The sequence below is a fragment of the Microbacterium sp. dk485 genome (assembly GCF_004570445.1).
Lineage (GTDB): Bacteria > Actinomycetota > Actinomycetes > Actinomycetales > Microbacteriaceae > Microbacterium > Microbacterium wangchenii.
This window is the reverse complement of sequence record NZ_SPQW01000001.1, coordinates 201,577-227,321: the sequence shown is the minus strand read 5'-3', so window position 1 is coordinate 227,321 and position 25,745 is coordinate 201,577. Positions and strand designations below refer to the sequence as shown.

General features: G+C 72.4%; 28 protein-coding genes. 13 read left to right on the top strand and 15 right to left on the bottom strand.

Features of this window, described 5'->3' with window-relative positions; genetic code table 11:
• Window positions 1-202 precede the first annotated feature (202 nt).
• Both E4V99_RS01145 and E4V99_RS01140 read left to right on the top strand, forming a co-directional pair.
• Window positions 203-1,546, top strand: a complete 1,344-nt coding sequence (locus E4V99_RS01145) for a hemolysin family protein (RefSeq protein WP_135116104.1) — start codon at window positions 203-205, stop codon at window positions 1,544-1,546.
• Complete coding sequence (locus E4V99_RS01140) at window positions 1,543-2,589, top strand: hemolysin family protein (protein WP_135116102.1); 1,047 nt, start codon at window positions 1,543-1,545, stop codon at window positions 2,587-2,589. Before E4V99_RS01145 ends, E4V99_RS01140 begins: the two co-directional genes overlap by 4 nt.
• A 51-nt stretch (window positions 2,590-2,640) precedes the next feature.
• Here E4V99_RS01140 and E4V99_RS01135 read toward each other — a convergent pair whose 3' ends face one another.
• Window positions 2,641-3,708 (bottom strand): NADH:flavin oxidoreductase/NADH oxidase, encoded by a 1,068-nt coding sequence (locus tag E4V99_RS01135; protein WP_135116100.1) that lies wholly within the window; start codon window positions 3,706-3,708, stop codon window positions 2,641-2,643.
• A 30-nt stretch (window positions 3,709-3,738) separates the two neighbouring features.
• Here E4V99_RS01135 and E4V99_RS01130 point away from each other — a divergent pair, with 30 nt between their 5' ends.
• The 4 genes from E4V99_RS01130 to E4V99_RS01115 are packed head-to-tail and all read left to right on the top strand — an operon-like array spanning window position 3,739 to window position 7,426.
• Complete coding sequence (locus E4V99_RS01130) at window positions 3,739-4,578, top strand: ADP/ATP-dependent (S)-NAD(P)H-hydrate dehydratase (protein ID WP_135116098.1); 840 nt, start codon at window positions 3,739-3,741, stop codon at window positions 4,576-4,578.
• Between the two features lie 58 nt (window positions 4,579-4,636).
• Window positions 4,637-5,860 carry a glycosyltransferase 87 family protein gene (locus E4V99_RS01125; protein ID WP_135116096.1) on the top strand — a complete coding sequence of 408 codons (1,224 nt, stop codon included), beginning with the start codon at window positions 4,637-4,639 and terminating at the stop codon, window positions 5,858-5,860.
• A 2-nt stretch (window positions 5,861-5,862) separates the two neighbouring features.
• On the top strand, window positions 5,863-6,180 hold the full coding sequence (locus E4V99_RS01120) for a thiamine-binding protein (protein WP_135116094.1): 318 nt from the start codon (window positions 5,863-5,865) through the stop codon (window positions 6,178-6,180).
• Window positions 6,181-6,211: 31 nt separating this feature from the next.
• Window positions 6,212-7,426 (top strand): MFS transporter, encoded by a 1,215-nt coding sequence (locus E4V99_RS01115; protein WP_135116092.1) that lies wholly within the window; start codon window positions 6,212-6,214, stop codon window positions 7,424-7,426.
• On the opposite strand, the gene E4V99_RS01110 is transcribed toward E4V99_RS01115, so the two are convergent.
• The 3 genes from E4V99_RS01110 to E4V99_RS01100 form a co-directional block, all read right to left on the bottom strand.
• Window positions 7,427-8,632: a homoserine O-acetyltransferase gene (locus tag E4V99_RS01110; RefSeq protein ID WP_135116090.1), complete on the bottom strand. Its 1,206-nt coding sequence runs from the start codon at window positions 8,630-8,632 to the stop codon at window positions 7,427-7,429.
• A gap of 47 nt (window positions 8,633-8,679) precedes the next feature.
• Window positions 8,680-9,408: a DUF1345 domain-containing protein gene (locus tag E4V99_RS01105; protein WP_135064489.1), complete on the bottom strand. Its 729-nt coding sequence runs from the start codon at window positions 9,406-9,408 to the stop codon at window positions 8,680-8,682.
• 79 nt (window positions 9,409-9,487) lie between these two features.
• The gene (locus E4V99_RS01100) at window positions 9,488-10,810 is read right to left on the bottom strand and encodes a bifunctional o-acetylhomoserine/o-acetylserine sulfhydrylase (protein ID WP_135064492.1); all 1,323 of its coding nucleotides are present in this window, start codon (window positions 10,808-10,810) and stop codon (window positions 9,488-9,490) included.
• 125 nt (window positions 10,811-10,935) lie between these two features.
• Here E4V99_RS01100 and E4V99_RS01095 point away from each other — a divergent pair, with 125 nt between their 5' ends.
• Window positions 10,936-11,709 (top strand): SDR family oxidoreductase, encoded by a 774-nt coding sequence (locus tag E4V99_RS01095; protein WP_187270390.1) that lies wholly within the window; start codon window positions 10,936-10,938, stop codon window positions 11,707-11,709.
• A 7-nt stretch (window positions 11,710-11,716) separates the two neighbouring features.
• Here the strand turns inward: E4V99_RS01095 and E4V99_RS01090 are convergent, their stop codons facing one another.
• Entirely contained in the window at window positions 11,717-13,192 is a 1,476-nt protein-coding gene (locus E4V99_RS01090) for an MFS transporter (protein WP_167747742.1), read from the bottom strand.
• 77 nt (window positions 13,193-13,269) lie between these two features.
• Here E4V99_RS01090 and E4V99_RS01085 point away from each other — a divergent pair, with 77 nt between their 5' ends.
• The 3 genes from E4V99_RS01085 to E4V99_RS01075 are packed head-to-tail and all read left to right on the top strand — an operon-like array spanning window position 13,270 to window position 15,097.
• Complete coding sequence (locus E4V99_RS01085) at window positions 13,270-13,767, top strand: phosphoribosyltransferase (RefSeq protein WP_135064495.1); 498 nt, start codon at window positions 13,270-13,272, stop codon at window positions 13,765-13,767.
• Between the two features lies 1 nt (window position 13,768).
• Window positions 13,769-14,464, top strand: a complete 696-nt coding sequence (locus tag E4V99_RS01080; RefSeq protein ID WP_135116088.1) for a uracil-DNA glycosylase — start codon at window positions 13,769-13,771, stop codon at window positions 14,462-14,464.
• Window positions 14,465-14,488: 24 nt separating this feature from the next.
• Window positions 14,489-15,097 (top strand): GNAT family N-acetyltransferase, encoded by a 609-nt coding sequence (locus E4V99_RS01075; RefSeq protein WP_135064501.1) that lies wholly within the window; start codon window positions 14,489-14,491, stop codon window positions 15,095-15,097.
• Between the two features lies 1 nt (window position 15,098).
• Here the strand turns inward: E4V99_RS01075 and E4V99_RS01070 are convergent, their stop codons facing one another.
• The 8 genes from E4V99_RS01070 to E4V99_RS01035 all read right to left on the bottom strand — a co-directional run bounded on the left by E4V99_RS01070 (window position 15,099) and on the right by E4V99_RS01035 (window position 22,533).
• On the bottom strand, window positions 15,099-15,413 hold the full coding sequence (locus E4V99_RS01070; RefSeq protein ID WP_135116086.1) for a protealysin inhibitor emfourin: 315 nt from the start codon (window positions 15,411-15,413) through the stop codon (window positions 15,099-15,101).
• Complete coding sequence (locus tag E4V99_RS01065) at window positions 15,394-16,461, bottom strand: M4 family metallopeptidase (RefSeq protein ID WP_209305571.1); 1,068 nt, start codon at window positions 16,459-16,461, stop codon at window positions 15,394-15,396. Before E4V99_RS01065 ends, E4V99_RS01070 begins: the two co-directional genes overlap by 20 nt.
• 38 nt (window positions 16,462-16,499) lie before the next feature.
• Window positions 16,500-17,291, bottom strand: a complete 792-nt coding sequence (locus tag E4V99_RS01060) for an ATP-binding cassette domain-containing protein (protein ID WP_135116084.1) — start codon at window positions 17,289-17,291, stop codon at window positions 16,500-16,502.
• On the bottom strand, window positions 17,288-18,091 hold the full coding sequence (locus tag E4V99_RS01055; RefSeq protein ID WP_135116082.1) for an ABC transporter ATP-binding protein: 804 nt from the start codon (window positions 18,089-18,091) through the stop codon (window positions 17,288-17,290). Before E4V99_RS01055 ends, E4V99_RS01060 begins: the two co-directional genes overlap by 4 nt.
• Window positions 18,088-18,978 (bottom strand): ABC transporter permease, encoded by an 891-nt coding sequence (locus E4V99_RS01050; RefSeq protein WP_135064513.1) that lies wholly within the window; start codon window positions 18,976-18,978, stop codon window positions 18,088-18,090. The genes E4V99_RS01055 and E4V99_RS01050 overlap by 4 nt, the downstream gene beginning before the upstream one ends.
• On the bottom strand, window positions 18,975-19,928 hold the full coding sequence (locus E4V99_RS01045) for an ABC transporter permease (RefSeq protein WP_135064516.1): 954 nt from the start codon (window positions 19,926-19,928) through the stop codon (window positions 18,975-18,977). The genes E4V99_RS01050 and E4V99_RS01045 overlap by 4 nt, the downstream gene beginning before the upstream one ends.
• The gene (locus E4V99_RS01040) at window positions 19,925-21,439 is read right to left on the bottom strand and encodes an ABC transporter substrate-binding protein (protein ID WP_135064519.1); all 1,515 of its coding nucleotides are present in this window, start codon (window positions 21,437-21,439) and stop codon (window positions 19,925-19,927) included. Before E4V99_RS01040 ends, E4V99_RS01045 begins: the two co-directional genes overlap by 4 nt.
• 134 nt (window positions 21,440-21,573) lie before the next feature.
• Window positions 21,574-22,533 carry an alpha/beta hydrolase gene (locus E4V99_RS01035; protein WP_135116080.1) on the bottom strand — a complete coding sequence of 320 codons (960 nt, stop codon included), beginning with the start codon at window positions 22,531-22,533 and terminating at the stop codon, window positions 21,574-21,576.
• A gap of 77 nt (window positions 22,534-22,610) precedes the next feature.
• Between E4V99_RS01035 and E4V99_RS01030 the strand changes: the two genes are divergently transcribed.
• The 3 genes from E4V99_RS01030 (at window position 22,611) to E4V99_RS01020 (ending at window position 24,369) form a co-directional block, all read left to right on the top strand.
• Window positions 22,611-23,087, top strand: a complete 477-nt coding sequence (locus tag E4V99_RS01030; RefSeq protein WP_135064525.1) for a carboxymuconolactone decarboxylase family protein — start codon at window positions 22,611-22,613, stop codon at window positions 23,085-23,087.
• Window positions 23,084-23,803 (top strand): tyrosine-protein phosphatase, encoded by a 720-nt coding sequence (locus E4V99_RS01025; RefSeq protein ID WP_135116078.1) that lies wholly within the window; start codon window positions 23,084-23,086, stop codon window positions 23,801-23,803. Before E4V99_RS01030 ends, E4V99_RS01025 begins: the two co-directional genes overlap by 4 nt.
• Window positions 23,804-23,904: 101 nt before the next feature.
• Entirely contained in the window at window positions 23,905-24,369 is a 465-nt protein-coding gene (locus E4V99_RS01020; RefSeq protein ID WP_135116077.1) for an SIP domain-containing protein, read from the top strand.
• Window positions 24,370-24,383: 14 nt separating this feature from the next.
• Here E4V99_RS01020 and E4V99_RS01015 read toward each other — a convergent pair whose 3' ends face one another.
• Window positions 24,384-24,839, bottom strand: a complete 456-nt coding sequence (locus tag E4V99_RS01015) for a Fe-S oxidoreductase (RefSeq protein WP_187270388.1) — start codon at window positions 24,837-24,839, stop codon at window positions 24,384-24,386.
• Window positions 24,836-25,645 (bottom strand): arginase family protein, encoded by an 810-nt coding sequence (locus tag E4V99_RS01010; RefSeq protein WP_135116075.1) that lies wholly within the window; start codon window positions 25,643-25,645, stop codon window positions 24,836-24,838. The genes E4V99_RS01015 and E4V99_RS01010 overlap by 4 nt, the downstream gene beginning before the upstream one ends.
• Window positions 25,646-25,745 lie beyond the last annotated feature (100 nt).

Below are 25,745 nucleotides of genomic sequence, written 5' to 3'. Positions count from 1 at the left end.
ATCCGCGCCACATGGAAACGGCGCGGATGCACCGAAGTGGCGCGGACGTGGTGCGCAGGGGAGGCGGGGCGCGGGGAGGGGAGAAGTCGCGCGGCGCGGGAGGGGCGCGCTGCCGTAGACTTTTCGGCACGATGGACGACCCTCCCTCTTGTAGACGCTCGCCCCACCGACCCACCTCCCGGAGAAACGGGGGTGATGCGTGATGGATTACGTCATGTTGGGCGTGGGGCTGCTGCTCACAGTCGGAACCGGACTGTTCGTCGCCAGTGAATTCGCCCTGGTCAATCTCGATCGCGCCGACCTCGAGGCGCGCCAGGCCGCGGGCGAATCCCGCCTGGCCCTCACCATCAGCGCACTGCGCATCACCTCGACGCACCTCTCCAGCGCGCAGCTGGGCATCACGCTGACCACGCTCCTCACCGGCTACACGATGGAGCCGGCGATCTCCAACCTGCTGCGCCCGGTGTTCACGGCGTGGGGATGGCCCGAGGGGGTCGTCGCGCCTCTCGCGACGTTCATCGGCGTGGCGTTCGCGACGGTGCTCTCGATGATCCTCGGCGAACTGGTGCCGAAGAACTTCGCCCTCGCCATCCCGCGGCAGACGGCGAAGCTCGTGATGCCCTTCCAGGTCGCCTTCACCACCGTCTTCCGCCCCGCCGTGGCCGTGCTCAACGGCAGCGCCAACGGGATCCTCCGCTCGTTCGGCGTCGAGCCGAAGGAGGAGCTCTCCGGCGCCCGCACGGCGGAGGAGCTGTCCAGCCTCGTGCGCCGCTCGGCCAGTGCCGGCGTGCTGGAGAAGGACACCGCATCCCTGCTGGATCGGAGCCTCACCTTCTCCCGGCTGAGCGCCGCCGACGTCATGACCCCGCGGCCCACCGTGCACGCGCTCGCCGCCGACGACACCGTCGAAGACGTCGTGCAGCTGGCCATGCGCACGGGTCACAGCCGCTTCCCCGTATACCAGGAGTCGATGGATGACATCGTCGGCATCGTGCACCTGAAGGCCGCCGTCGCCGTGCCACGGACGCGCCGGGCGGATGTGCCGGCCGCCGCGATCGCGACCGAGCCGCTGCGCGTCCCCGAGACCGTGCACCTGGACGCCCTCGTCGCCGAACTGCGTGCCCGGGGGTATCAGATGGCGATCGTCGTGGACGAGTACGGCGGCACCGCCGGCGTGGTGACGCTCGAAGACCTCGTGGAGGAGATCGTCGGCGAGGTGCTCGACGAACACGACCGCTCCCGTGCGGGGGTCGTGCGGGTGGCCGGATCCGTGAGCTTCCCCGGCGATCTGCGCCCCGACGAGGCGCTGGACCGCGCCGGCGTCAAGGTGCCCGAGGGAGACGTCTACGACACCGTGGGCGGCTACATCATGAGCGTGCTCGAGCGCATCCCCGCCGTCGGCGACGAGGTCCCCACCGAGGACGGCGTGCTCACGGTGCAGCGGATGGACGGGCGGCGCGTCGACCGCGTGCGGTTCACCGCGACGCCCCAGGACGACGACGTGGACGAACTGGTCCGCGCGGCCAAGGGGGGTGACCAGCGATGAGCGATTGGGCAGGGATCGCCTGGCTCGTGGTGCTGCTGCTGGCCAACGCCTTCTTCGTCGGCGCCGAGTTCGCCGTCATCTCCGCGCGCCGCTCGCAGATCGAGCCGCGCGCCGAGCGCGGATCGCGGGCCGCGAAGGTGGCGCTGTACGCGATGGAGCACGCGACGCTCATGCTCGCGACGTGCCAACTGGGCATCACGATCTGCTCGCTGCTGATCCTGAACGTCTCCGAGCCCGCCATCCACCACCTCCTCGCCGCGCCGCTGGGTCTGACGGGCCTGAACGAGGCGATGGTGGATGTCATCGCCTTCGTGATCGCCCTGCTGCTGGTGTCGTACCTGCACGTCGTGATCGGCGAGATGGTGCCCAAGAATCTCGCGTTCTCGCTGCCGGATCGGGCGGTGCTGTTCCTGGCGACCCCGCTGGTGTGGGTGTCCAAGGCGTTCTACCCGATCATCGTGGCGCTGAACTGGACGGCCAATCACGCCGTGCGCCTGTTCCGGGTCGAGCCGAAGGACGAAGCCGCCTCGACGTTCACGCTCGAGGAGGTCGCGACGATCGTGAGCCAGTCGCGCCGGGAGGGCGTGCTGGATGACGCCGCCGGCACGGTCGCGGCAGTGGTGGAGTTCACCGACAAGAAGGCCCGCGACGTGGCCGTGCCGCTGAGCGAGCTGGTCACCCTGCCCGAGGCGACCACGCCGACCCAGATCGAGCGCGCCGTCGCCAAGCACGGCTACTCGCGCTACGTGATCGTGGATGCCGCGGGGTCGCCGATCGGCTACGTGCACCTGAAGGACGTGCTGCGGGCCGCGGAGAACGGCGACGGTCAGTCGCGGCCGATCGCGGCCAAGCGCATCCACCACATGGTGCCGGTCCTGGAGACCACCGACCTGGAGGACGCCCTGGCGCTCATGCGCCGTGCCGGCCGCCACCTCGCGCAGGTGCGCGATGAGGCAGGGGAGACCACCGCGGTGCTGTTCCTCGAGGACATCATCGAGGAGCTCATCGGCGAGGTTCAGGACGCCACGGCGCGCCGTCGCTGAGCAGTTCCGACCGCCCGGACTCCCCGAGGGGTGCCGGGCGGTCGGGGCGCCTCACCGGCGCCGGGCGCGTTCGTACTGCGGCGGCCACGCGACGTCGGCACCGAGCTCGTGCGCGGCGCGCAGGCCGTAGTGCGGGTCGCGCAGCCACTCCCGTCCCGACATCACCGCGTCCGCGTCGCCGCGGGCGACGAGCTCTTCGGCGAGGACGGGGGCGTCGATCATCCCCACCGCGCTCACCGGCATCGCCGCCTCCGCGCGCACGTGCGCGGCGAACCCGGCCTGGTAGCCGGGGCCCGTGGAAATGCGCTGATGCGCGACGAGGCCGCCGCTGGAGACGTCGATGAGGTCGGCGCCGGCCTCGCGGGAGGCGATCGCCGCGGCGACCGTCCCGGCGAGGTCCCAGCCGCCCTCGGCCCAGTCAGTCGCGGAGAGGCGGACGAACAGCGCGGCCGAGGGCGCGGCCTCGCGGACGGCGGCCACGACGCGTGTCAGCAGCCGGATGCGGTTCTCCTGCGATCCGCCGTAGGCGTCGGTGCGCGTGTTCGACAGCGGCGAGAGGAATTCGTGCAGCAGGTACCCATGCGCGGCGTGCACCTCGAGCACCTCGAACCCGGCCGCGAGAGCGCGGCGCGCGGCGGCGGCGAAGTCGGTGACGACCTTCTCGATGCCGGCCTCGTCCAGTGCGGCCGGAGCGGCGTAGCCCTCGAAGGCGATCGCGGACGGCGCGACGGTGGCCCAGCCGCCCTGCTCGGGCGGCACCGTGCCGCGCTCGCGCGTGAGCGGCGACCATGTCGACGCCTTGCGTCCGGCGTGAGCGAGCTGGATGGCCGCCACGGCGCCGCGCGAGCGGATGTCGTCGACGATCGGACGCCACGCCGCAGCCTGGGCGTCGTTCCAGATCCCGGTGTCCTCCGGCGAGATACGGCCCTCCGGTGACACGGCGGTCGCCTCGGTCATGACCAGGCCTGCTCCGCCGGAGGCGAACTGCGCCAGGTGCACGTGGTGCCAGGCGACCGGGACGCCGTCGGCACCGGCGGAGTACTGGCACATGGGGGAGACCCACAGTCGGTTGCGGGCGGTGGTGTCGCGCACGGTGAGGGGGGAGAATAGGTGGGGCATCGCGGTGTTCCTCGCGTTAGGGTGGCGCGCATGGGCGCAGCGGAGTGGACGGCCGACGACGTGCGCCGCATCCTGCGGCTGCCGACGAGATCCGATGACAAGTATTCCCGGGGTGTGGTGGGGTTGCGCACCGGATCGCAGGCGTACCCGGGTGCGGCCGTGCTGGGGGTGGAGGCGGCGTGGCGCACCGGGGTGGGGATGGTGCGATACCTCGGGCCCGAGGTGCCCACCTCGCTCGTGCTCGCCCGGCGCCCCGAGACGGTCGCCGCAGCGGGGCGCGTGCAGGCCTGGGTGATCGGCTCGGGGACGGATGCCGCCCACCGCACTCCCGAGGAGGACACGGCCCTGCGGCGCGTCCTGGCGGCGGCGGAGCCGGTCGTCGTGGATGCCGGGGCGCTGGATCTGGCGCCGGTCGGATCGGCCCCGCGCATCATCACCCCGCACGGCCGCGAGCACGACCGGCTGCGCGTGCAGACGGGTCTGCCGCCGGCCGGGGTCGACGCGGACGACGACGCGCGCGAGGCTGCGGCCGTGGAGACCGCCGCACACCTCGGGGTGACGGTGCTGCTGAAGGGGGCGACGACGATCGTCGCGACCCCGCGAGGCTGGGTCCGGCGGATCGGCGTGGCGACCCCGTGGCTGGCGACCGCCGGCACGGGTGATGTGCTCGCCGGCATCGTGGGCGCCGTCGTCGCAGGGGCCGCGGATGCGGACGACCTGGGCCCGCTCGGGGCCACCGGTGCGTGGCTGCACGCCGAGGCAGGCGCCGCGGCCGCCGGCGCCCTGGGCGCGCGGGGCGGGCCGATCACGGCGATGGAGGTCGCCGCGGCCGTGCCGCGCGTGGTGGCCGGCGTCCTCGCCGGCGGATGAACCCGCCCGCCTCAGGTCGCGGCGGAGCCGCGTCGAGGCGGCGGCCTAGGATGTGAGCGTGTCCCGACGCGTGCCGCTGTGGATCTCCTTCGTCCTGGTGCACGCGGGAGTGATCGTGACCGGTCACCTGCTGCCCAGCCAGCCGATGGGCGACGTGTACAACGTGTACGAGCCGTGGTCCCGCCAGGCGCTCATCGGTGCGGGCATCGTGGGCATCGACGAGCCGTGGGTGTACCCGCAGATCGCGCTGGTGCCCATGGTGCTGGCGTGGGGGTTCTCGCTGCTGGGCGGCTACACGATCGGCTGGGGGCTGCTGGCCACCGCAGCCAACGCGCTGGGCTTCGGGATGCTGGTGGGCGGTGGCCGCTCGCGCGGCCGGCGCACGGCGGCGTGGCTGTGGCTGGCGGCGATCCTGCTGCTCGGGCCGGTGGGGCTCTTCCGCCTGGACGCGGTCACGGTGCCGCTCACCCTGGCCGGTTGCCTGTGGCTGGTCGGACGCCCGTGGCTGGGCGGTGCGCTCCTGGCGGTGGGCATGTGGATCAAGGTGTGGCCGGCCGCGCTCCTGGCGGCGGCGGTGCTCGCGGTGCGTCGCCGCGCGGCGGTGGTCGCGGCGGCCGTGGCCGTGTCGCTGGCCACGATCGCGGTGGTGGTGCTGGCCGGCGGCGGTGCGACGGTGTTCGGGTTCGTGGGCGACCAGGCCGTGCGTGGACTGCAGCTGGAGGCGCCGGTGAGCACGCCGTACGTGTGGCAGGCGGCTCTCGGGGTGCCCGGCGCTGCGATCTTCTTCGCCGCCGACATCATCACCTTCGAAGTCGTCGGCGCAGGCTCGGCCGCCGTGGCGGCGGCGATGACGCCGGTCCTGGTCGTCGTGGTGGCCGCCGTCGCGGCGGCGGGGGCCGTGCAGGCCTGGCGCGGAGCATCCTTCGCCGCCCTCTTCCCGCCACTGGCGCTCGCACTGGTCCTGGCCTTCATCGTGACCAACAAGGTCGGCTCGCCGCAGTACATGACGTGGCTGCTGCCGCCGCTCCTGGTCGCGGTCGTGCTCGATCGCGCCCGGTGGGCGGGGCCGGCGGCCGTCGTGCTGTTGCTGTGCGGGCTCACGCAGCTGGTGTACCCCGTGCTGTACGACCGGCTGCTGACGGCCGAGGTGACGGCGGTTCTCGTGCTGACGCTGCGCAACGTGCTCGTCACGGCGCTGTTCGCGTGGATGTGCGTGCGCGTGGTCCGGGTGCCCGTCGGCGGGAGGCCTCGCGCCGTGGTCCGGTGGCGCGATAGCGTCTGAGCATGCTCGTCGCCTTCTCCGTCGCCCCTTCCGGAACCGGGTCCGCCGACGGCTCGGTGCACGACGCCGTCGCCGCCGCCGTGCAGGTCGTCCGCGACTCGGGCCTGCCGAACCGCACCGCCTCGATGTTCACCGAGATCGAGGGGGAGTGGGACGAGGTCTTCGACGTCGTCCGGCGCGCGACCGATGCCGTGCTGCCCTTCGGTTCGCGCGTGTCGCTCGTGCTCAAGGCCGACATCCGCCCCGGGCACTCGGGGGAGATCGACGGGAAGATCGAGCGCCTCGAGACCGCGCTCGAATCGATTCGCGACAGCGACTGACACCCGCTCGCGCCGGGGCTACAATCGACCGGTGACCTCCTCGACCACGACGAGGAGGGCGACGGCGAGGGCGCTCCTCGCCCTCGCGATCGGCAGCTTCGGCATCGGCATGACCGAGTTCGTGCTGATGGGCCTCCTGCCCGACATCGCCGCCGAACTGCTCCCCGCGCAGTGGAGCGCCGCACCGGAGAGCGCCATCGCGCAGGCCGGATGGCTCATCTCGCTGTACGCGCTGGGCGTCGTCGTCGGTGCGCCGACGATCGCCGGCTCCGTCGCCCGGTTCCCCCGCCACCGCGTCATGGTGGTCCTCGCGCTCGCGCTGACGGTGTTCAACGCGCTCACCGTTCTCGCCCCGACCTTCGAGCTCGTCGCGGCATCCCGCTTCCTCGCCGGACTCCCGCACGGGGCGTACTTCGGCATCGGCGCGCTCGTGGCCGCCGACCTGCTGGGCCCCGGCAAACGCGCCCAGGGCGTCGCCTTCGTCCTCTCCGGGCTCACCGTGGCCAACGTCGTCGGCGTGCCGCTGGGCACGCTGATGGGCCAGCAGTGGGGATGGCGCGCGGCGTTCATCGCCGTCGCCGGCGTGTTCGCGGTGGCCACCCTCGCGATCGCGCTCACCGTCCCCGCGCACCCGGGGGAGCCCGGCCGGCGTCTGCGCGACGAGCTGCGCGTCTTCCGGGTCGGGCAGGTGTGGCTCGCCCTGGGCACCGGCGCGATCGGATTCGGCGGGTTCTTCGCGATGATCAGCTACATCGCTCCCATGGTCACCGACCTGGCCGGCTCGCCGGCGTGGAGCGTGTCGATCGTGCTGGTGATCGTGGGGCTGGGGATGACGGTGGGCAACCTCATCGGCGGCCGCCTGGCGGATCTGGATCTCCGGCGCTCGCTCGTGTGGGGCCTGCTCGCCCTGGCCGTGGCATCCGCCCTCCTCGCGCTCACGGCGGCGTGGATCGTGACCCTCGGCCTCTTCGCGTTCGCGGTCGCCTTCACCGGCTCCGCCCTGAGCCCCAGCATCCAGACCCGCCTGATGGACGTCGCCGGCGACAACCAGTCGATCGCGGCGGCGCTGAATCATTCCGCGTTGAACATCGGCAACAGCCTCGGCGCGTTCCTCGGCGGCCTCACGATCGCCGCGGGATGGGGGTTCGGCGCGCCGGCGTGGGTGGGCGCGGCGCTCGGCGTCGCGGGTGCGGGGATCGCCGTCATGAGCTTCCGCGTCGAGCGCGCCCGCACCACGCGCGCCTAGTCAGGCCTCCAGCAGCCGCCGCAGGTACCCGGCGACGGCGGCGGTCTCGATGAGGAAGCCGTCGTGGCCGAAGTCGCTGGCGAGCACGACGGCCTCTTCGCCGTCGAGGGTGTGCGGGATGCCGCGGGCGATGCGGTGCTGCCCGTCGATGGGGAAGAGCCGGTCGCTGTCGATGCCGAGCACCAGCGTCGTGGCCGTGACGCGCCGCAGCGCGTCCTCGACGCCGCCCCGGTCGCGCCCCACGTCATGGGAGTTCATCGCCTCCACCAGCGTGATGTAGCTGTTGGCGTCGAAACGGCGGGTGAACTTGTTGCCGTGGAAATCCAGGTACGACTCCACGGCGAACCGGCCTCCGCTGCCCAGCGGGCTCACGCCCGACTGCCACGTGCGCTGGAAGCGCGAGTTCAGCTCCATCGGGCTCCGGTAGTTCAGCAGCGCCATGCGGCGGGCCAGGGCCAGTCCACGGTGGGGTCCGTCTCCGTCGCCGGCGTCGTAGAACTCCCCGCCGGAGAAGCGCGGGTCGATGCGGATCGCCTCCATCTGGACGGAGTTCAGCGCGATCTGGTCGGCCGTGTTGACCGGCGGGGCCGACAGGACTGCGGCGCGGGCGACCCGGTCGGGCAGCCCCACGGCCCACTCCAGCGCGTGCATCCCGCCCATCGACCCGCCCACCACCGCCGCCCACCGCTGGATGCCGAGGGCATCGGCCAGCTGCGCCTGCGCGGCGACCTGGTCGCGGATCGTCAGGTACGGGAAGCGGGATGCCCACTCGTAGCCGTCCGGTGCGATGCTCGCGGGCCCGGTTGACCCCTGGCAGCCGCCCAGCATGTTCGGCGCGACGACGAACCAGCGGTCGGTGTCGATGGCGGCGCCCGGTCCCACGAGGTCGTCCCACCACCCGGCGGTGGGGTGGCCGGGGCCGGCCGGGCCGCGCACGTGGCTGTCGCCGGTGAGGGCGTGCAGCACCAGGACCGCGTTGTCCCGCGCGGGCGAGAGCTCGCCCCACGTCTCGTACGCGATGCGATACGCCGGCAGCTCGGCGCCGCCCTCGGTGCGGAACGCGCCGAACGAGGCGAACCGGCGCTCGCCGACCGGATCGCCGTCGCGCCACGCTCCCGTGGCGGGCGGGCGGCCGAGCAGGAGCCGCGCGTCGGCCTCCGTGACGGGTGCCGAGGGCACCGTGTCCTCGGAGGTCTGCCAGTCCATGTCCCCATTGTCGCGGAGCGGCGGCGCCGCGCCGTCACTGTTACGCGTCAGCCGGTGACGAGCCCCACCACGAGCGACACGGTCATCGCCACGAGAAAGGCGTTGAAGACGAACGCGAACAGCGTGTGGGCGCGCACCGCCCGCAGCGCCGTCCCCGTGCGCGGGGTCCCCGCCGACAGTGCGCCGACGGAGGAGACCAGCACCGACATCGACAGGAAGTCCTCGAACCCCGGCGCCTCGTCGATGTCGAAGCTGATCCGCTCGCCCGCCGCATCCAGCCGCAGATAGCGCAGCGCGAAGGCGTAGACCATCGTCGCCCACGAGGACGCGACCGTCAGCAGCACGATGACCACGCGTCCGACGTCGTGCGGCCCGATGCCGATCACCGCGGAGCCCAGCGCGCCGATGAGGGCGATGAGTGCCGCGCTGACGGTTCCGGTTCCGGTGCTGCCGAAGCCGAGCAGGAGCTCGGCCCCCGAGGGCCGGCGGTGGTGCTGCACATCGGCGATGCGGCGCAGCTCGCCGCGAGGGCAGCGCGCGAACTGCACGTGGGTCCAGGACAGGTAGATGACGGCGAACAGCGTCCAGAAGACGCACAGCACACTCAGCAGGCGCGCCGCGGAGCCGAGCAGATCCGTCGGGTTCGCCGCTCCCGTGAGCGCCAGGATCGTCACGCCGCCGGCGGTCAGCAGGAGGGCGGCTGCCGTGGAGAGGAGGCTGCGGAAGGTGTCGTCGTACGCGCGGGGGAAGCGCCGATGCGTCTGCCGTACCCCCACTCCACCATCGTAGGCGGGGCTCCACGTGCGCCCGGACGCCCCCGGACCGCTCGGGTCCGGGGCATCCGAGGCGCGTGGGTCAGGCGCGGGCGGCCTCCACCGACCGGCGCGCGGCGGCGAGGGCCTGCTCCAGGTCTGCCTTGAGGTCGTCGACGTTCTCCAGGCCCACCGACAGGCGCACGAGACCCGGCGTCACGCCGGAGGTGAGCTGCTGCTCGGGCGTGAGCTGGGAGTGCGTCGTGGAGGCGGGGTGGATGACCAGCGAGCGCACGTCGCCGATGTTGGCGAGGTGGCTGAAGAGGGTGAGCGAGTTGACGAACTCGCGCCCCGCCGCCACGCCGCCCTTGAGCTCGAAGGACAGCACCGCGCCCACGCCCTTGGGGGCGTAACGGTTGGCAGCGGCGTACCACGGCGAGGTGGGCAGCCCCGAGTAGTTCACCGACGCGACGTCGTCCTGCGCCTCGAGCCACTCCGCGATCTCCTGCGCGTTCTGCACGTGGCGTTCGATGCGCAGCGACAGCGTCTCGATGCCCTGGATGAGCAGCCACGCGCTGTTGGGCGAGATGGCGGCGCCCAGGTCGCGCAGCAGCTGCACGCGCGCCTTGATGATGTATGCCAGGCCATCACCGACGGCGGTGGTGTAGCTCGCGCCGTGGTAGGAGGGGTCGGGCTCGGTGAGGCCCGGGAACTTCTCCACGTTCTGCGACCACGCGAAGGTCCCGCCGTCGACGATGGCGCCGCCGATGACCGTGCCGTGCCCGCCGAGGAACTTGGTGGCGGAGTGGATGACGATGTCGGCGCCGTGCTCGAACGGGCGGATGAGGTACGGGGTGGCGATGGTGTTGTCCACGATCAGCGGCACGCCGGACTCGTGGGCGACGTCGGCGACGGTGCGGATGTCGAGGACGTTGATCTGCGGGTTGCCGATGGTCTCGGCGAAAAAGAGCTTGGTGTTGGGCCGCACCGCCGCGCGCCACTCGGCGGGGTCGTCCTGGTTCTCCACGAACGTGACCTCGATGCCGAGCTTGGCGAGGGTGTACTTGAAGAGGTTGTACGTGCCGCCGTAGATGGAGCTCGAGGAGACGATGTGGTCGCCGGCCTGGGCGATGTTGAGCACCGCGAAGGTCTCCGCCGCCTGGCCGCTGGCCACCAGCAGGGCGCCGGTGCCGCCCTCCAGGGCCGCGAGGCGCTGCTCCACGACATCCTGAGTGGGGTTCTGGATGCGCGTGTAGATGTTGCCGAACTCGGCCAGCGCGAACAGGTTGGCGGCGTGGTCGGCGTTGTCGAAGACGTACGACGTGGTCTGGTAGATGGGCGTCGCACGAGCCTTGGTGACCGGATCGGGCTGCGCGCCGGAGTGGATCTGCTTGGTCTCGAACTGCCAGTTCTCGGGTGCGGACATGTTCGTACTCCTGCGGTCTCGGGGGTGAGAGCGAGGTGCCCTCCCCACGAGCGAGGCTACGAAAGGGCCGCCGGGACGACAACCGGAGGGAAATGTTGCGTAACACCGGGCGGTAGCGTGGCGGCATGACACGACGTGCGGTGGTCACAGGAGCAAGCTCGGGAATCGGCCGGGCGACGGCGCGCATCCTGCGGGAACGGGGATGGGACGTCGTCGGGGTCGCCCGGCGCGCCGAGCGGCTCGTGGCGCTCGAGGAGGAGATCGGCATCGTCGGGTTCGCCGCCGACCTCACGCGGGCCGAGGACGTCGACGCCCTCGCGCAGTGGCTCCAGGAGTCCGGGCCCGTGCACGCGCTCGTGCACGTGGCCGGCGGTGCGCGCGGCGTGGACGCGGTCGAGGACGGCCGCCCGGAGGACTGGCGCTGGATGTTCGAGGTCAACGTCGTCTCGACGCAGATGCTCGTCGCCGCCCTCCTGCCGCTGCTGCGTCGCGCGGCGGCCGCCGACGGTCACGCCGACACGCTGTTCGTCACCTCCACCGCGGCGCAGGCGGCGTACGCCGGCGGCGCGGGGTACAACGCCGCCAAGGCGGGGGAGGCCATGCTCGCCGGGGCTCTGCGCCTCGAGCTGAACGGGGAGCCGATCCGCGTGACGCAGATCGCCCCGGGGATGGTGTTCACCGAGGAGTTCTCGGTCAACCGCCTGCGCGGAGACACCAACGCGGCCGACAGCATCTACGAGGGAGTGGAGAATCCGCTCACCGCCGACGACGTCGCCGATGTGATCGCGTACGCCCTGAACGCCCCCGGGCACGTGAACCTCGACCTCGTGACGATGCGTCCGGTCGCCCAATCGGCGCAGCATCTTCTGGCCCGCGGCCCCCTCCATCCGCGCCTGTGATGCGCGGTTAAAGGAGCTGCGCCTGCCCCACGGCGGCCTCGGCGTCGGGGTCGGCGAAGGCCACGCGCGGGACGAACATCAGCAGGACCGCGGCGAGGAACCCGCCCGCGGCGCACACCGTCCACACCGTGAGATACCCGAAGAGGGGCGCGGCGGTGGCGGCCACCGCAGCGCCCGCAGACCCGGCCAGGACGACCCCGAAGATCGCCGAGGCGAACGTGCCGCCGATCGTCTTGGTCGTGTTGGTCAGGGCGGAGGAGATGCCCGTCTGCCCGCGCGGGGCGGCCGCCGCGGCGGCGGCGGGCATCGCGCCCACGAGCGCCCCTGAACCGATGCCGGCGATCGAGAGGTTCAGCAGCACCTGCCACAGCTCGAGGTGGAACGGCAGGAACAGCGCGTAGCCGATCCCGACCAGGAGCGCCGCGCCGATGAGCATGAGCCGGGGGCTGGCCCGCCGGGAGGTGAGGGCGAACAGCACCGCGCCGACGATGAGGGACACCAGGTACACCCCGATGACGTTGGACCGGTCCGTGGCATCCAGCCCCAGGCCGTAGCCGAGCGCGGAATCCGTGCCGGCGTACGTGGTGAGCGGACCCTGTGCCCCGAGCAGGCTGATGCCCACGAGGAACGCGGTGGCCTGCACGGGCCACATCTGCGGCTGGACGAGCACGCGGATGTCGATCGCGGGGTCGGGCTGGCGCAGTTCGTACCAGACGAACACCGCGAACGCCGCGATGCCCGCGACCACGAGCGCGGCGACCACCCCCGCCCCCGGGCCATCGGGCACGCGCAGGAACGAGAGCCCTCCGGTCACCAGCAGCAGGGCGAACGCGAGGATCACGAAGCCGCCGATGTCCAGCCGCCGGCCCGGCACCGGCTCGGATTCGGGCACGCCCAGCCAGATCACCACCGTGACCAGCGTCACCGCGATCGCGGGGATCATGAGGGTCAGCTGCAGATGCTCCCCGGATGCGGCGAACAGGCGCCCCGCGGCGAGGGCGCCCAGAATCGCCCCCGCCTGCAGCCCGACCACGAGCAGACCGGCCGCGCGGCGGGTGCGCGAGACCCCGTGGGCCTGCCGGCGGCCGCGCTCGAAGATCAGCGCGATCTCCAGCGGGAGCCACACGACGTAGAAGCCCTGCAGCGACCAGGCCAGCAGGAACGTCCAGAACGTGTCCGCGAAGACCAGCCACCAGCTGGCCCCCGCCGTCAGCGCCGCCGCGAGGAGCAGGATCTTCTTGTGACCGAACATGTCGCCGAGCTTGGCCAGGACCGGCAGGACGAGGGCTGAGAGCAGCAGCTGCCCCGCCTCGAACCAGTTGACGTCGGAGTCGTGGATGTCCAGGGCGATCACGATGTCGCTGAACAGCGGCACGTAGTACCCCTGCAGGATGCCGCTGACGAGTTCGACGACGAGAAACCAGCCGATGAGCCCGGCGGTCACGCCCAGGCCCGGGCGGAGCGGCGCGGCGGCTCGGGTCACGCGCCGAGGATACACCGGCGGTGCAGCCGGGCCGCGCGGCGCCCGTAGGCTGGGATCTCCGGCACCGAGGAGGGCACGTGGGCGAAGGCACGGGAGAGCGCGAGACCCTGACGTGGGATCAGTTCGGGAAGGCCTCGCGAGAGCTGGCCCGCGCCATCCTCGCGGACGGGTTCGTGCCGGAGGTCGTGGTGGCCATCGCCCGCGGCGGGCTGCTGCCGGCCGGTGCGATCGCGTACGGGTTGGGCGTGAAGAACTGCGGCGCGCTGAACGTGGAGTTCTACACCGGCATCGGCACGGTGCTCGATGCGCCCGAGGTGATTCCGCCGGCGCTGGACATCGACTACCTCGAGGGTCGTCGCGTGCTGCTCGTGGACGACGTCGCCGACAGCGGCCGCACCCTCGCGCTCGCCGTGAAGCTGCTGCGCGACCGCGGCGCCGACATGCGCTCGGTGGTGATCTACACGAAGCCGACCACGATCGTGCGGCCGGACTACTCGTGGAAGGACACCGCGCTGTGGATCGATTTCCCGTGGTCGGCGCGCGGGTCGGTGCTCGACGAGGACGCGGTCGCCTGACGTGGCGCGGACCCTGCCGGAGCTCGCCGAAGCCGGGCTGATCGACCGGGGCTGGGCTGCGGCGCTGGAGCCGGTCGCCCCGCGGATCGCGGCGCTGGGCGACCGCCTGCGGGCCGAGACGGCCGCCGGGCGCGGTCACCTCCCGGCGGGGGAGCACGTGCTGCGCGCCTTCCAGCGCCCGCTCGCAGACGTCAAGGTCCTGCTGGTCGGGCAGGATCCCTACCCCACGCCGGGGCATCCGATCGGGCTGTCCTTCGCCGTGGACGCCCATGTGCGCCCGCTGCCGCGCAGCCTCACCAACATCTACGCCGAGCTGCAGGCCGACCTGGGCGTGCCCCCGGCGCCGCACGGCGACCTCTCGGCCTGGAGCGACCAGGGCGTCATGCTGCTGAATCGCGTGCTCACCGTCGCACCGGGCGCTCCCGCCTCGCACCGCGGCTGGGGGTGGGAGGCCGTGACCGAGCACGCCATCCGCACCCTGGTGGCCCGCGACGCGCCGCTCGTGGCGATCCTGTGGGGGCGGGATGCCGCCGGCCTGCGGCCGATGCTGGGGGACACTCCGATCGTGGCGTCGCCGCATCCGTCGCCGCTGTCGGCCCGGCGCGGCTTCTTCGGCTCCCGGCCGTTCTCGCAGGTGAACGCGCTGCTGCAGGAGCAGGGCGCAGCCCCCGTGGATTGGCGTCTTCCCGCCGCCTGACGGGCTCCCGCTAGAGTGGCAGCCGTGCTGGAGGACGAGTATGACAAGACCCGCCGGCGTCTTCCGCGGCATCTGCGCCCCGCGCCCGCCCCGGAGCGGCCGTTCGCCTTCACGATCCGCCCCGCGGAGGAGCGCGACATCGCGGACATCCGCGAGATCTACAACTACTACGTGACCAATTCGGTCGTCACCTTCGACGAGAAGCCGTGGAAGATGGCGCAGTGGCGGGAGAAGTTCGCCCACCTGGCCAAGCTCGGCATGCCCTTCCTCGTCGCCGAGAGCCCGAGCGGGCAGATCCTCGGCTACGCGCTCGTACAGCCGTGGAAGCCGAAATCGGCCTACCGGTACACCGTCGAGGACTCGATCTACCTGGGACAGGCCGCCGCCGGCAAGGGGCTCGGATCGGCGCTGCTGAAGGCGCTGCTGGACGCCTGCGAGGAGGCCGGCATCCGCGAGGTGGTCGCGGCGATCAGCGACAAGGGCGCCGAAGCCTCCATCCGGCTGCACGAGAAGCAGGGCTTCACCGAGGTCGGCCGGATGGGCCGCGTGGGCTTCAAGTTCAACCGCTGGCTGGGCGTGGTCTACCTGCAGAAGAGCATCCCGAAGCGGCGCAAGCGCCCGGCGGCCGGCTGAGTCAGGATGCGGCGGCGCGTACGGCGTCCACGAGCTCGCGCCACGGCCCCTCCAGCCGGGCGTCGGCCAGCTCCGCTTCCCGTGTCCGGCCGTCCACGGCGCGGATCGCCCACACGAAGCGGTCCGCTCCCGCACCGGTCGAGCCGGCCTCGTCCCACGGGCATCGCCGGATCAGCTCCTCCCACCGGGGGGTGTCCTCGGGGGGCGGCTCGGCGCGCCACAGCCGCCGCCGGCCGGCGATGCCGCCGGTGCGCGTGACCGTGATGACGACGCGACGGGCGTCGCGATGCGAGTCTTCAGACTGCGGGTGATCCATCCTCGATGACGCCGACGCCCACCCATCCGTCGCGGGCCGCGGCGACCTCCTCCGAGTCCTCACCGTACTCCGCCCGCGCCGCCGCCAGCGTGGCCGCCGCGAACCCGGCGAAATCGATCGTCGGGCTGAGCCCATCGGTCAGGGTGCGGTACCAGATGCGGCCGGCGCGCTCCCACGCCTTCCCGCCCAGCGCCGCGGCGGTGAGGTAAAAGGCGCGGTTGGGGATGCCGGAATTGATGTGCACGCCGCCGTTGTCCTCGTCGGTCTCGACGTAATCCCTGAGGTGGCCCGGTTGCGGGTCGCGTCCGAGCACGTCGTCGTCGTAGGCCGTGCCGGGATCTTTCACCGACCGCAGGGCGACGCCCTGCACCGCGTCGCTGAAGATGCCCGCGCCCACCAGCCACGAGGCGTCCTGAACGCTGTGGCCGGCGGCGTGCTGCTCGGCGAGCACCCCGAACACGTCGGCGATCGACTCGTTGATCGCCCCCGACTGCCCCTGGTACTCCAGGCCGCCCTCGGCGTCGATCAGCCCGTGAGTCAGCTCATGCGCGATGATCGACAGCGACCCGGTGAAGCCGGTGAACACCTCTCCGTCGCCGTCGCCGAAGACCATGCGCTCGCCGCTCCAGAACGCGTTGTCGTATTCCACCCCGTAGTGCACGGTCGCCGCCAGCGACCCCCCGGCCCCGTCGATGCCGTTGCGTCCGAACGCGTCCCACAAGAAGTCGAAGGTCGCCCCGAGGCCGTCGAACGCCTCGTCGACGGCCTCGTCGCCGCTGGGCGGGTCCTCCTCGCCCCGCACGCGGACACCGGGGAGCTCCTCCCGGTTCTGCGCATCGGAGACGACCCGGTCCGGCGCGGGGGAAGTCTCCGCGACGAGCGTGCCCGATTCCTCGATCGACAGCCGCAGTCGCTCGCGGGCCGCGCCGCGCGCAGGGCGGGGGAGCGAGAGCGTGCGGGCGGCCGCCGCGGCCGCGCGGGCCAGGCGCGGGTCGGCGGTGCCGGCGATGCGGGCCAGGAGGAACGGCGGGACGATGGCGGGGATCATGCGACGACTGTACGACCCGCTTCCGACCTGCGGGCCGATCAGGGGCTGATGGTCGGGATCGAGGCCAGCAGCGCCCTCGTGTAGGAGGCCTGGGGCTGGAGGAGCACCTTCTCGGTGGGTCCTTCCTCGACGATGCGTCCGTCCTTCATCACGACGACCTGATCGCACAGGTTCTGCACCACCCCGATGTCGTGGCTCACCAGCAGCAGCGTCAGGCCCGTGCGCCGGCGGAGGTCGGCCAGCAGGCGCAGGATCTGCGCGCGCACCGTGACATCCAGGGCCGAGAGCGGCTCGTCGCCGACGAGCAGGCGCGGACGGTGCACGATCGCGCGGGCGATGGCGATGCGCTGGCGCTGCCCGCCGGAGAACTCCTGCGGGTAGCGCTCGGCCATCGACGCATCCAGCCCGACCTCCTCGAGCACCTCGCGCACGCGCGCCCGGCGATCGCCCGGGACGTCGAGGGCCCACAGCGGCTCGCCCACGATCCGCCCGATGCTCATGCGCGGGTCCAGCGACCCGTACGGGTCCTGGAACACGATTCCGGTCTCGTGCCGCAGCCAGTGCAGCGCGCGGCTGCTCATGCGGGCATCGACGGGGCGGCCGTCGAACTCCACGCTCCCCGCGGTGGGGACATCCAGAGCGAGCAGCAGCCGCATGAGGGTGGATTTGCCCGACCCCGACTCGCCGATGACGCCGACCGCGGACCCGGCGTCGACGTCGAGATCCACGTCGTCCAGCGCCGTGGTCTGCACGCGCGGGGCGAACAGCGTGCGGCGCGGGGAGAGGTGACGGCGGGTGAGCCCGCGGGCCCGCAGCAGCGTGTCGGTCATGCCGGCCCTCCCGGGTGCTCGGGCTCGGGGCGCCACAGGGTCGCGGTGGCATCACGCAGCAGCGCCCGTGTCACGGGGCTCGCCGGCGCCGTCAGCAGCACCGTGAGCGGGCCCTGCTCGACCACGCGGCCGTGCTCGAGCACGACGGCGTGGGTGGCGATCTGGCTGAGCACGGCGAGGTCGTGGGTGATGAAGACCAGCGACATGCCCGTCTCCTCCGCCAGCGAGCCGAGGAGACGCAGGATGCCGGCCTGGATGGTGACATCCAGCGCCGTGGTGGGCTCATCGGCGATGAGCAGGCGTGGACCGCACACGAGCGCCATCGCGATGGCCACCCGCTGTCGCTGCCCGCCGGAGAGCTGGTGCGGGTAGCGCGCGACGATCGCACCGGGATCGGGGAGGGCGACGCGCTCGGCCTCGGCGACCGCGCGGCGGCGGGCTTCGGCGCGCGGGACGCGGGCGTGGATGCGCAGCGACTCTGCGATCTGCCGCCCGACCGTGCGGATCGGGTTCAGGGCGGTGGCCGGCTCCTGGAAGACGATGCCGATGTCGTTGCCGCGCAGGCGGGCGAGGTCGCCGTCGGGAAGGCCGAGGATCTCCTGCCCGTCCCAGCGCACGCTGCCGCTCGCGCGGGCCCCGTCGGGGAGGAGGCCCAGGATCGCCAGCGCCGTGAGCGACTTGCCGGAGCCGGACTCGCCGATCAGGCCCAGTCGCGCACCGTCGGGGACATCGAAGGAGACGCCGTCCACGACGCGCTCGCCGCCGATCTCGATCGCGAGGTCACGCACCTGCAGGCTCATGCGACCACCTCCGGCACGTGCAGACGGGCCGAGGGGGCGCGTTCGGCCAGCGTGGGGTCGGTCGCCTCGCGCAGGGCGTCGCCGAGGAGGTTCAGGCCCAGCACCGTGAGCGTGATCGTGAGGCCCGGCCACACCACCGACAGCGGATGCAGCGTGATGTAGCGCTGCAGATCGGCCAGCAGCACACCCCACGACGGCTGGGTCACGGGGGCGCCGAACCCGAGGTAGGAGAGGCCGGCCTCCGCCAGCACTGCGACGGCCATGCCCCACGACAGCTGCACGATGAACACCGGCGCGACGTTGGGGAGGAGGTGGCGCCACAGGTTCTGCGCGGGGGACAGGCCGCTGGCCCGCCCGGCCAGCACGAAGTCGCTGTGCAGGACGCGGCGCAGCTCGGGCCGGGTGACGCGGGCGATGTTGACGCCGAACCCGATGCCCACCGCCCACACGACGACCCACAGGGAGCCGCCCCACACGGCGGAGATCATCATCGCGATGATCAGGACGGGGAAGGCGATGAGGATGTCCACGAGCACGGCGACGCTCTCGCGGACCCAGCGGCGGGTGAGGGCGCCGAGCGCGGCGAGGGCGAGCCCCAGCGTCGTGGCGATGACCCCCGCGCCGACGGCGACGAAGATCGTCGTGCGGGCCCCAGCCATGAGGAGGCTCAGGATGTCGCGTCCGTTGTTGTCGGTGCCCAGCACGTGCGGCCACCCCGGCGCAGCCCAGCGGTCGCCGAGGTCGACCCGCTGCGGGGGGAACGGCGTCCACACCGCCGCCACGATCGCGGTGAGCACGATGACGGCCACCACGATCAGCCCGAACCGCCCCGTGCTCAGGCCCCACAACCGGCCCAGCCACGCCAGGCGTCCGCGGTGCGCGCTCATGCCGCCGTCTCCCGCTGCCGGGGGTCGAGGGCGCGGTGGAGCAGATCCACGAGGAAGCCGACGATCAGCACGAAGCCGGTCAGCACGAACAGTTCTCCCTGCACCTTGGGGAGGTCGCGCGCGCCCACGTCCGCCACCAGCATCCGCCCGATGCCGGGGAGGGTGAACAGCTGCTCGATGACGACGGCGCCCACGAGGATCCCGGCCACCTGCAGGCCCAGCACCGTCACGACCGAGAGCGCGACGTTGGGCAGGCCGTGGCGCACGAGGGCCTGCGTACGCGTGAGCCCCTTGGCGGCCGCGGTGCGCACGTAGTCCTGCCCGATCGCCTGGAGCGTCGCGCTGCGGACGAAACGCATCAGCATGGCGCCCTCGATGATGCCGATCGTCAGCGCCGGCAGGATCAGCGCGCGCAGCGCCGCCCCTGGATCACTCCACCCGCCGCGCGGGAAGCCCTGCGCGGGGAGGAGTCCGAGCCACACCGCGAAGACCACGACCAGCATCATGCCCGCCCACACCGCCGGCACGGCGGCAAGGGCCTGCGCCACGACGCTCAGGGCCGTGCCGTCGGGCCGCCGGCGCCGGACGGCGGAGAGTACGCCGAAGGGCACTGCGATCACCAGGGCGATACCCAGCGAGAGGATGCCGAGAGGAACCGTGATGCGGGCCTTGTCGGCGAGCTCGCCGGCCACGGACGAGCCGTTCACCAGCGACGATCCCAGATCGCCCCGCACGAGCCCGCCCATCCAGTCCAGGTACTGCGCGGGCAGCGGTGCATCCAGGCCCAGCCGCTCGCGGATCGCCGCGACCTGCGCGGGGGTGGAATCGGTGCCCGCGATCAGCAGGGCGACGTCGCCGGGGAGCACCCGCAGCGACAGGAAGATGAGCACGCTGGCAACGAGCAGCCCCACGACCAGCAGGGCCAGTCTCGTCAGCGCGTAGCGGATCACTCCGAAGACACCGTCACACCGGCGAGGTCGATCCGCGAGTTGACCGAGTCGACGGGGAATCCGGAGATCCCGTCGCCGACCGCCGTGATCGTCGCGCCGGTGTACAGCCAGTCGGCGGCGTGATCCTCCGACACGATGCGCGCGGCCTGCGCGAGCAGCTCCGCCGATTCGGCGGGGTCGACGGCGGCCTGCGCCTGGGCGTACAGGTCCTGGACCTCCGGGTTGTCGTAGCCGAAGTAGTAGGCGGGATCGGCGAAGTTGCCGAAGTCGCGCGGCTCCACGTGGAGCACGAAGCTCAGTTCGTAGTCGTGGTTGGTGTAGACGTCCTGCAGCCACGTGGCGAACTCGACCGATTCCACCTCGAGGGTCACGCCGATCTCGTCGAGGTCGGACACCAGCACCTGCGGCACGGTGGTGCCGTAGAAGGCGGGGATCGTGAGCGTCAGCTCGAGGTCGTCCGCGCCGGCCTCCTCCAGCAGTTCCATGGCGCGCTCGGGGTCGTGCGGCGCGACGTCGGAGAGGTCCTCGTAGCCGGGATCGAGCTCGGGGATGGGCCCGTACTGCGTCTGGCCGGCGCCGATCGCCTCGACGAGAGCCTCGTGGTCGATCGCGAGCCGCAGCGCCTCCCGCACGCGGACGTCATCGAGCGGTGCGACGGCGTTGTTGAAGGCGAGTGTGCCCTTGTCGGTGGTCTGGCCCGTCGTGAGCGTGAACCCGCTGGCCTCATCCAGCTGGGCGGAGAGATCGGGCTGGACGGCGGTGAGCACGTCGAGCGATCCGTCCAGGGCCGCGTTGACGCCGGCGGTGAAGTCGGGGATGTACTGCAGGACGACCTCGGCCACCCCGGCCGGATCTCCCCAGTAGGCGTCGTTGCGGACGAGCTGGATGCTGTCGCCCTGGTTCCACTGCTCGAGCGCGAAGGGCCCCGTGCCGTTGGCGGCGGTCTGGAAGTCGGTGGTGTCGCCGGTCTTGAACACCAGCCCCGCGGGCCCGGTGAGGGTGAACAGGAAGTTCTGGTTGGGCTCGGCGAGCGTGATGACGACCGTGCTGTCATCGGCTGCGGTGATCGAGGCGACGCCGGCGAACTCGGCGTTGCCGACGATCTCGGGGTCGTCCTTCACCTGGGTGAGGGAGGTCACCACATCGTCGACCGTCAACTCGCTGCCGTCGTGGAAGGTCACTCCCTCGGTCAGCGTGAAGGTGTAGGTCAGGCCGTCCTCGGACACCTCGTGCGCGCTCGCGAGCGACTCGACGATCTCGTTCCCCTGCGTGCGGGTGACCAGGCCTTCGTAGACGTTGTCGATGAGGATCTGCTCGAGGGCCGCGCCGCTGGTGCGGCGGATGTCGAGGTTCGTCGGTTCCAGCACGAGCCCCACGGTGAGCGAGGCGCCGGGATCGGGTTCGCCGGTCGAGGACGTGGCGGGGGCGCTGCCGCCTCCCGAGCACGAGGCGAGCGCCAGCGTTCCGGCGATCAGCAGGGTGGTCGCGGCGAGGGCTGTGCGGCGCGGCATGGAGGGTTCCTTTCGCAGGGCCGGCGTCATCTTCGATGCTGTCGGATGACGCCGGGGGCAGCTCGGTGCGACATCAGCCTATTGCGGCCGTCGCCGGGGAGTCGCCGTGTTACCTGGCAACGCCGGAGGTGCCCTCATCCTTCCCCGGGCTCTGCGGCCTCTCCGGCCAGCTCCCGCAGCAGGCGGCCGAGCTCGAGGGGGGCGTCCTCCTGCAGGTTGTGACCGCCCGCCACCGTCACCACGCGCGCGGCCGGAAGACGGCGGGTGAACTCCTCAGCGTCGGCGGCGGTCACGTACCCGTGTGAGCCGCGCACGAGGGTCACGGGTGCACGGACGGCGGCGAGGTCGTCCCATCCGGTCACCGACAGCAGTGTCGCGACGCCGTCGCTGCCCGCGGGGGCCTCGATCGCGCCGTTCGCGGCCGCCGCGGCGAGGTGGGCGAAGTGGTGCTTCCACTCGACGCGGCCGTCGGGGCGCACGCGCGAGTTCAGATACACCCCGCGCTCGGCGGTGCGCCGTGCTCCGCCGCCCAGCCCGAAGGCCAGCGCCCGGTCGACGAGTTCGTCCCGTGACGCCCAGTCGGTGGGGCCGGCGAAGAACGAACGGATCTGGGTGGGGCCGGCGTTCGGGTCGACGCCGGGGGTGATGTCGACGATCACGACGTGCGCGACCTTCTCCGGGACGGCGGCTGCCACGGCCGGGGCCGTGAGCCCGCCCAGCGACTGGCCCACCAGGAGCTGCGGCCGGTCCGTCCACTCCGCCAGGGCCGCCATGACGTCGGGGGCCAGGGTGGGACCGGTGTAGGCGGCGTCCTCGCGCCAGGACGAGTCGCCGTGGCCGGGCAGGTCGAGCGCGAGGGCGGGCAGCCCCATCGCCAGGACGGTCGTGTCCCACGTGTGCGCGTTGAGCCCGGCGCCGTGCAGCAGCGTCACGCGCGGCGGCTCCTGGCCGTACCGCAGCGCGCTGAGGGTACGGCCGTCCGGGAGCGTGAGATGCAGGCGCTGCACGGCGGGGAGCGGTCCGGGGATGCCGTTGTCGGCGGCCTGCTCGGGCAGGAACGAGAACTCGTCGAACACGTCGGTGGATTCGGTCACGGGGCTCCTTCGGGCCGGAAGCGGTTCGGCACCATTGTGCCCGTCGCGCCGCCGGATGGGGCGATTACCCTGGAGGGATGAGCGAAGAGGAGCGCGTGCACCTGTCGCGATCGGCACCGCAGGCGTACCAGGCGCTCGCCGGTCTGTCCAAGACGGCGGGCCTGCTGGCGGCCGAGGCCGGCATCGGACCGCGGCTGAAGGAGATCGTCCTCATCCATGCGTCGCAGCTGAACGGCTGCTCGTACTGCGTGCGCATCCATGTCGATCGCGCCGTGGCGGCGGGGATGGATGCCGACACCATCGCGCAGATCGCCGCGTGGCGCGACTCCGGTGTGTTCTCCGAGCGTGAGCGCGCGGCGCTGGAGCTGGCGGAGTCGTTCACGTTCATCTCCGAGGCGGGCATCCCCGACGAGGTGTACGACCATGTCGGCGGCATCCTCAGCGAGCAGGAGTACGTGGCGCTGAGCTGGCTGCTCGTGTCGATCAACGCCTTCAACCGCGTCGCGATCGCGGGGCGCTACCCTGTTCCCCCGCGCGAGGCGTCGCAGCCGTGACCGAATCCCTCGTCTCCGGAACGCTCAACTTCCGCGATGTCGGAGGTCTGCCGGCGGGCGACGGTCGTACCCGGTCGGGCGTGCTGTACCGCTCGGGCAACCTCGCGCACGTGGATGAGGCGGGTGCTGCGTCGCTGCGCCGGCTGGGGCTGCGCCGCATCATCGACCTCCGCGACGACGACGAGGTGCGGTGGGCGCCGAGCATGGTGGAGGGGCTCGACCTCGTCACCCAGCGGGTGCCGTTGTTCCTGGGCTCGGTGATGTCGTTCTTCGAGGAGGACGCCAACCTCCCCGGGATGTACTCGAGCCTCATCGACGGATCCGCCGACAAGGTCGTCGAGGTGGTCCGCGGCATCCTGAACGACCAGCCGGTGCTCGTGCACTGCACCGTCGGGAAGGATCGCACGGGTGTCACGGTGGCCCTCACCCTGGCGGCGGCCGGGGTCGATCCCGAGGCGGTCGTGGCGGACTACGCCCGCACGGAGGCGCTGCTGCCGGAGGCCCGCAACCGCGCGGTGGTCGCGCGCCTGCGGGCGCTGCATCCGGAGTCGCTGCATCTGGAGGACCTGGCGACGCGTTCGCCGGCGCCGGTCATGCGCGAGGTGCTGGAGCGGCTGGATGCGGTGTTCGGCTCGCCCGCGGATTACCTCCGCGCACACGGCCTGGGCGACGACGAGCTCGAGGAGCTCCGCCGCATCCTCATCGTCCGCTCCTGACGCATCATCCGCTCCGGACAGGGGGAGCGGGCCGAGCGTTGCCTGCGAGGAGGCGAACAAAGGTTAGGCAACCCTTTGCTTGGGGGTATAGTGGCCGTGCCATGTCCGCTTCACCCGAACACAATCCGACCGCCTGCCGCGCGTCGCGTCACACGCGCGTGCAGCACCTGGTGACCGCCGACGAGTCTTCGCTCGCCGAGCTCGAGGCGCTCCTGTCGACGTTGCCGCTGTGCTCGACCGGTCGCGTGTTCATCGAGGTCCCGGACGAATCGTGGATCGGCCGCGTCGCCGCTCCCGCCCGCATGACCGTGACGTGGCTGGACCGCTCCCGTCGCACCGGCGCGGCCGGCACGGGCCGCGGGTGCGCGCCCGGCCAGGCCGTGGCCAGGGCGGTCTCCGCGTGGGCCGGCGAGATGCTCGGTTCCGAGGGTGACGCCACGCGCGTGGTCCTGCTGGGCGGTTACCTCGGCACCGCCGAGATCGTCGACGACCTCACCGAGCGTCGCGGCGTGGCTGCGGACTCGATCCACACGCCCGAGCGCTTCGGCCTCGCCACCGCCCGCTGAGGCCGCGGTGCCGTTCAGGCCCCACGCGGCACGTAGTTGCCGTCGGCCAGACCCGCTTCGATCTCGAACCGGTTGCGCAGGGGATTGCGGCCGGAGATCCAGTAGAGCACCGGCATCAGGAAGCCGAACCGCCGCCACTGGCGTGCGTGCACGGCTTCGTGGCGGAGCAGCGACGGCGTCACGCGGCCGTCGCCGGTGAGGAAGCAGCCGCCCATGGCCACCCCGCCGCGGGGGTAGGCCCATCGCGGCATCCCGCGGAAGATCCACATGCCCTCGCGCCGCTCCACGCGGCCCGTGCTCCACAACGACCCCCACACCCAGCCCACGGCCGTGCCGTACAGGTAGCCGAGGCGGCTCACCGGCGAGTCCAGCAGCACGCGCGGCAGCCGGTCCTCGATGCGACGGCTGCGGGCCACGGCCCGCTCGGCGTCCTCCCGCCATCCGGCCGGGGGAGCGGGGATGGGGCTCACGCGACGGCTCCCACCAGGCGCAGGATCGCGCCCAGGTCCTCGCCGGCGGCGGCGGGATCGGCCGGGGCGAACCCCGCCACGGTGGCCCCGACGATCGGCGTCCGCTCACCCAGGGTGCGCAGCGCGGCGACCAGGTCGGCCACGGGGATGCCGAAGGGGATGCCCCATGCCGACCCGCGGAACTCCGACGGGTCGAGCACGTCCAGGTCGAGATGGACGTACACGCGTGCGGCGCCGGTGGCAGCGACCGCGTCGGCCAGCGCGGCGGGGTCGGCCAGGTCGGACTCGGTGAGGTGACGGATGCCGTTGCCGGCCAGGTACGCATCCTCGGCGTCGTCGCGTTCCCGCGCGCCCACGAGCACGACGCGCTCGGGGGACACCGCGGCGGTGCCGAGCAGGTCGGGAACGCCTCCCAGGAGCGCGCGCAGTGCCATGCCCGCCGACGAACCCGAGGGCGAGCTCGCCGGATCGTTGAGGTCGGCGTGCGCGTCGATCCACACCACCGCGACGTCGTCGGCGGCCCAGCGCGCCGCCGCGGCGACGGTGACGCTGCAGTCTCCGCCGATGACGACGGCGCGGTCGGACGACATCGACAGCGCGTCATCCAGCAGCTCGGAGGTGCGACGCACGGCGCTGAGGCGCTGGATCCCGGTGCCCTGCCCGTCGCCGGCTTCCAGCGGCACATCGAGCACGACGGTCGCGGAGCGGGGCAGGTCTCCCGCGATCGCCTCCGCTCCGTCGCGCAGCAGCATCGCGCGCGTCGAAGGACTGCCTTGCCATTGCGGTACCACCACGAACCGGGTCACGCGTTCATCCTGCCACCCCGCCGGCCCCTCGCCGCGCGGATGCCGCGGAGGGCCGACCGCACGCGAGAGGGGGCCCTCGCCGAAGCGAAGGCCCCCTCTG

Excerpts from the sequence above, each read along its gene's own strand:
- E4V99_RS01050 (WP_135064513.1), bottom strand. The coding sequence starts at position 18,978 with ATGAGCGCGCACCGCGGACGCCTGGCGTGGCTGGGCCGGTTGTGGGGC.
- E4V99_RS01020 (WP_135116077.1), top strand. The coding sequence starts at position 23,905 with ATGTCCGCTTCACCCGAACACAATCCGACCGCCTGCCGCGCGTCGCGT.
- E4V99_RS01030 (WP_135064525.1), top strand. The coding sequence starts at position 22,611 with ATGAGCGAAGAGGAGCGCGTGCACCTGTCGCGATCGGCACCGCAGGCG.
- E4V99_RS01100 (WP_135064492.1), bottom strand. The coding sequence starts at position 10,810 with ATGTCCGCACCCGAGAACTGGCAGTTCGAGACCAAGCAGATCCACTCC.
- E4V99_RS01145 (WP_135116104.1), top strand. The coding sequence starts at position 203 with ATGGATTACGTCATGTTGGGCGTGGGGCTGCTGCTCACAGTCGGAACC.
- E4V99_RS01135 (WP_135116100.1), bottom strand. The coding sequence starts at position 3,708 with ATGCCCCACCTATTCTCCCCCCTCACCGTGCGCGACACCACCGCCCGC.
- E4V99_RS01070 (WP_135116086.1), bottom strand. The coding sequence starts at position 15,413 with ATGGATCACCCGCAGTCTGAAGACTCGCATCGCGACGCCCGTCGCGTC.
- E4V99_RS01060 (WP_135116084.1), bottom strand. The coding sequence starts at position 17,291 with ATGACCGACACGCTGCTGCGGGCCCGCGGGCTCACCCGCCGTCACCTC.
- E4V99_RS01065 (WP_209305571.1), bottom strand. The coding sequence starts at position 16,461 with ATGATCCCCGCCATCGTCCCGCCGTTCCTCCTGGCCCGCATCGCCGGC.
- E4V99_RS01130 (WP_135116098.1), top strand. The coding sequence starts at position 3,739 with ATGGGCGCAGCGGAGTGGACGGCCGACGACGTGCGCCGCATCCTGCGG.
- E4V99_RS01110 (WP_135116090.1), bottom strand. The coding sequence starts at position 8,632 with ATGGACTGGCAGACCTCCGAGGACACGGTGCCCTCGGCACCCGTCACG.
- E4V99_RS01120 (WP_135116094.1), top strand. The coding sequence starts at position 5,863 with ATGCTCGTCGCCTTCTCCGTCGCCCCTTCCGGAACCGGGTCCGCCGAC.
- E4V99_RS01040 (WP_135064519.1), bottom strand. The coding sequence starts at position 21,439 with ATGCCGCGCCGCACAGCCCTCGCCGCGACCACCCTGCTGATCGCCGGA.
- E4V99_RS01140 (WP_135116102.1), top strand. The coding sequence starts at position 1,543 with ATGAGCGATTGGGCAGGGATCGCCTGGCTCGTGGTGCTGCTGCTGGCC.
- E4V99_RS01055 (WP_135116082.1), bottom strand. The coding sequence starts at position 18,091 with ATGAGCCTGCAGGTGCGTGACCTCGCGATCGAGATCGGCGGCGAGCGC.
- E4V99_RS01095 (WP_187270390.1), top strand. The coding sequence starts at position 10,936 with ATGACACGACGTGCGGTGGTCACAGGAGCAAGCTCGGGAATCGGCCGG.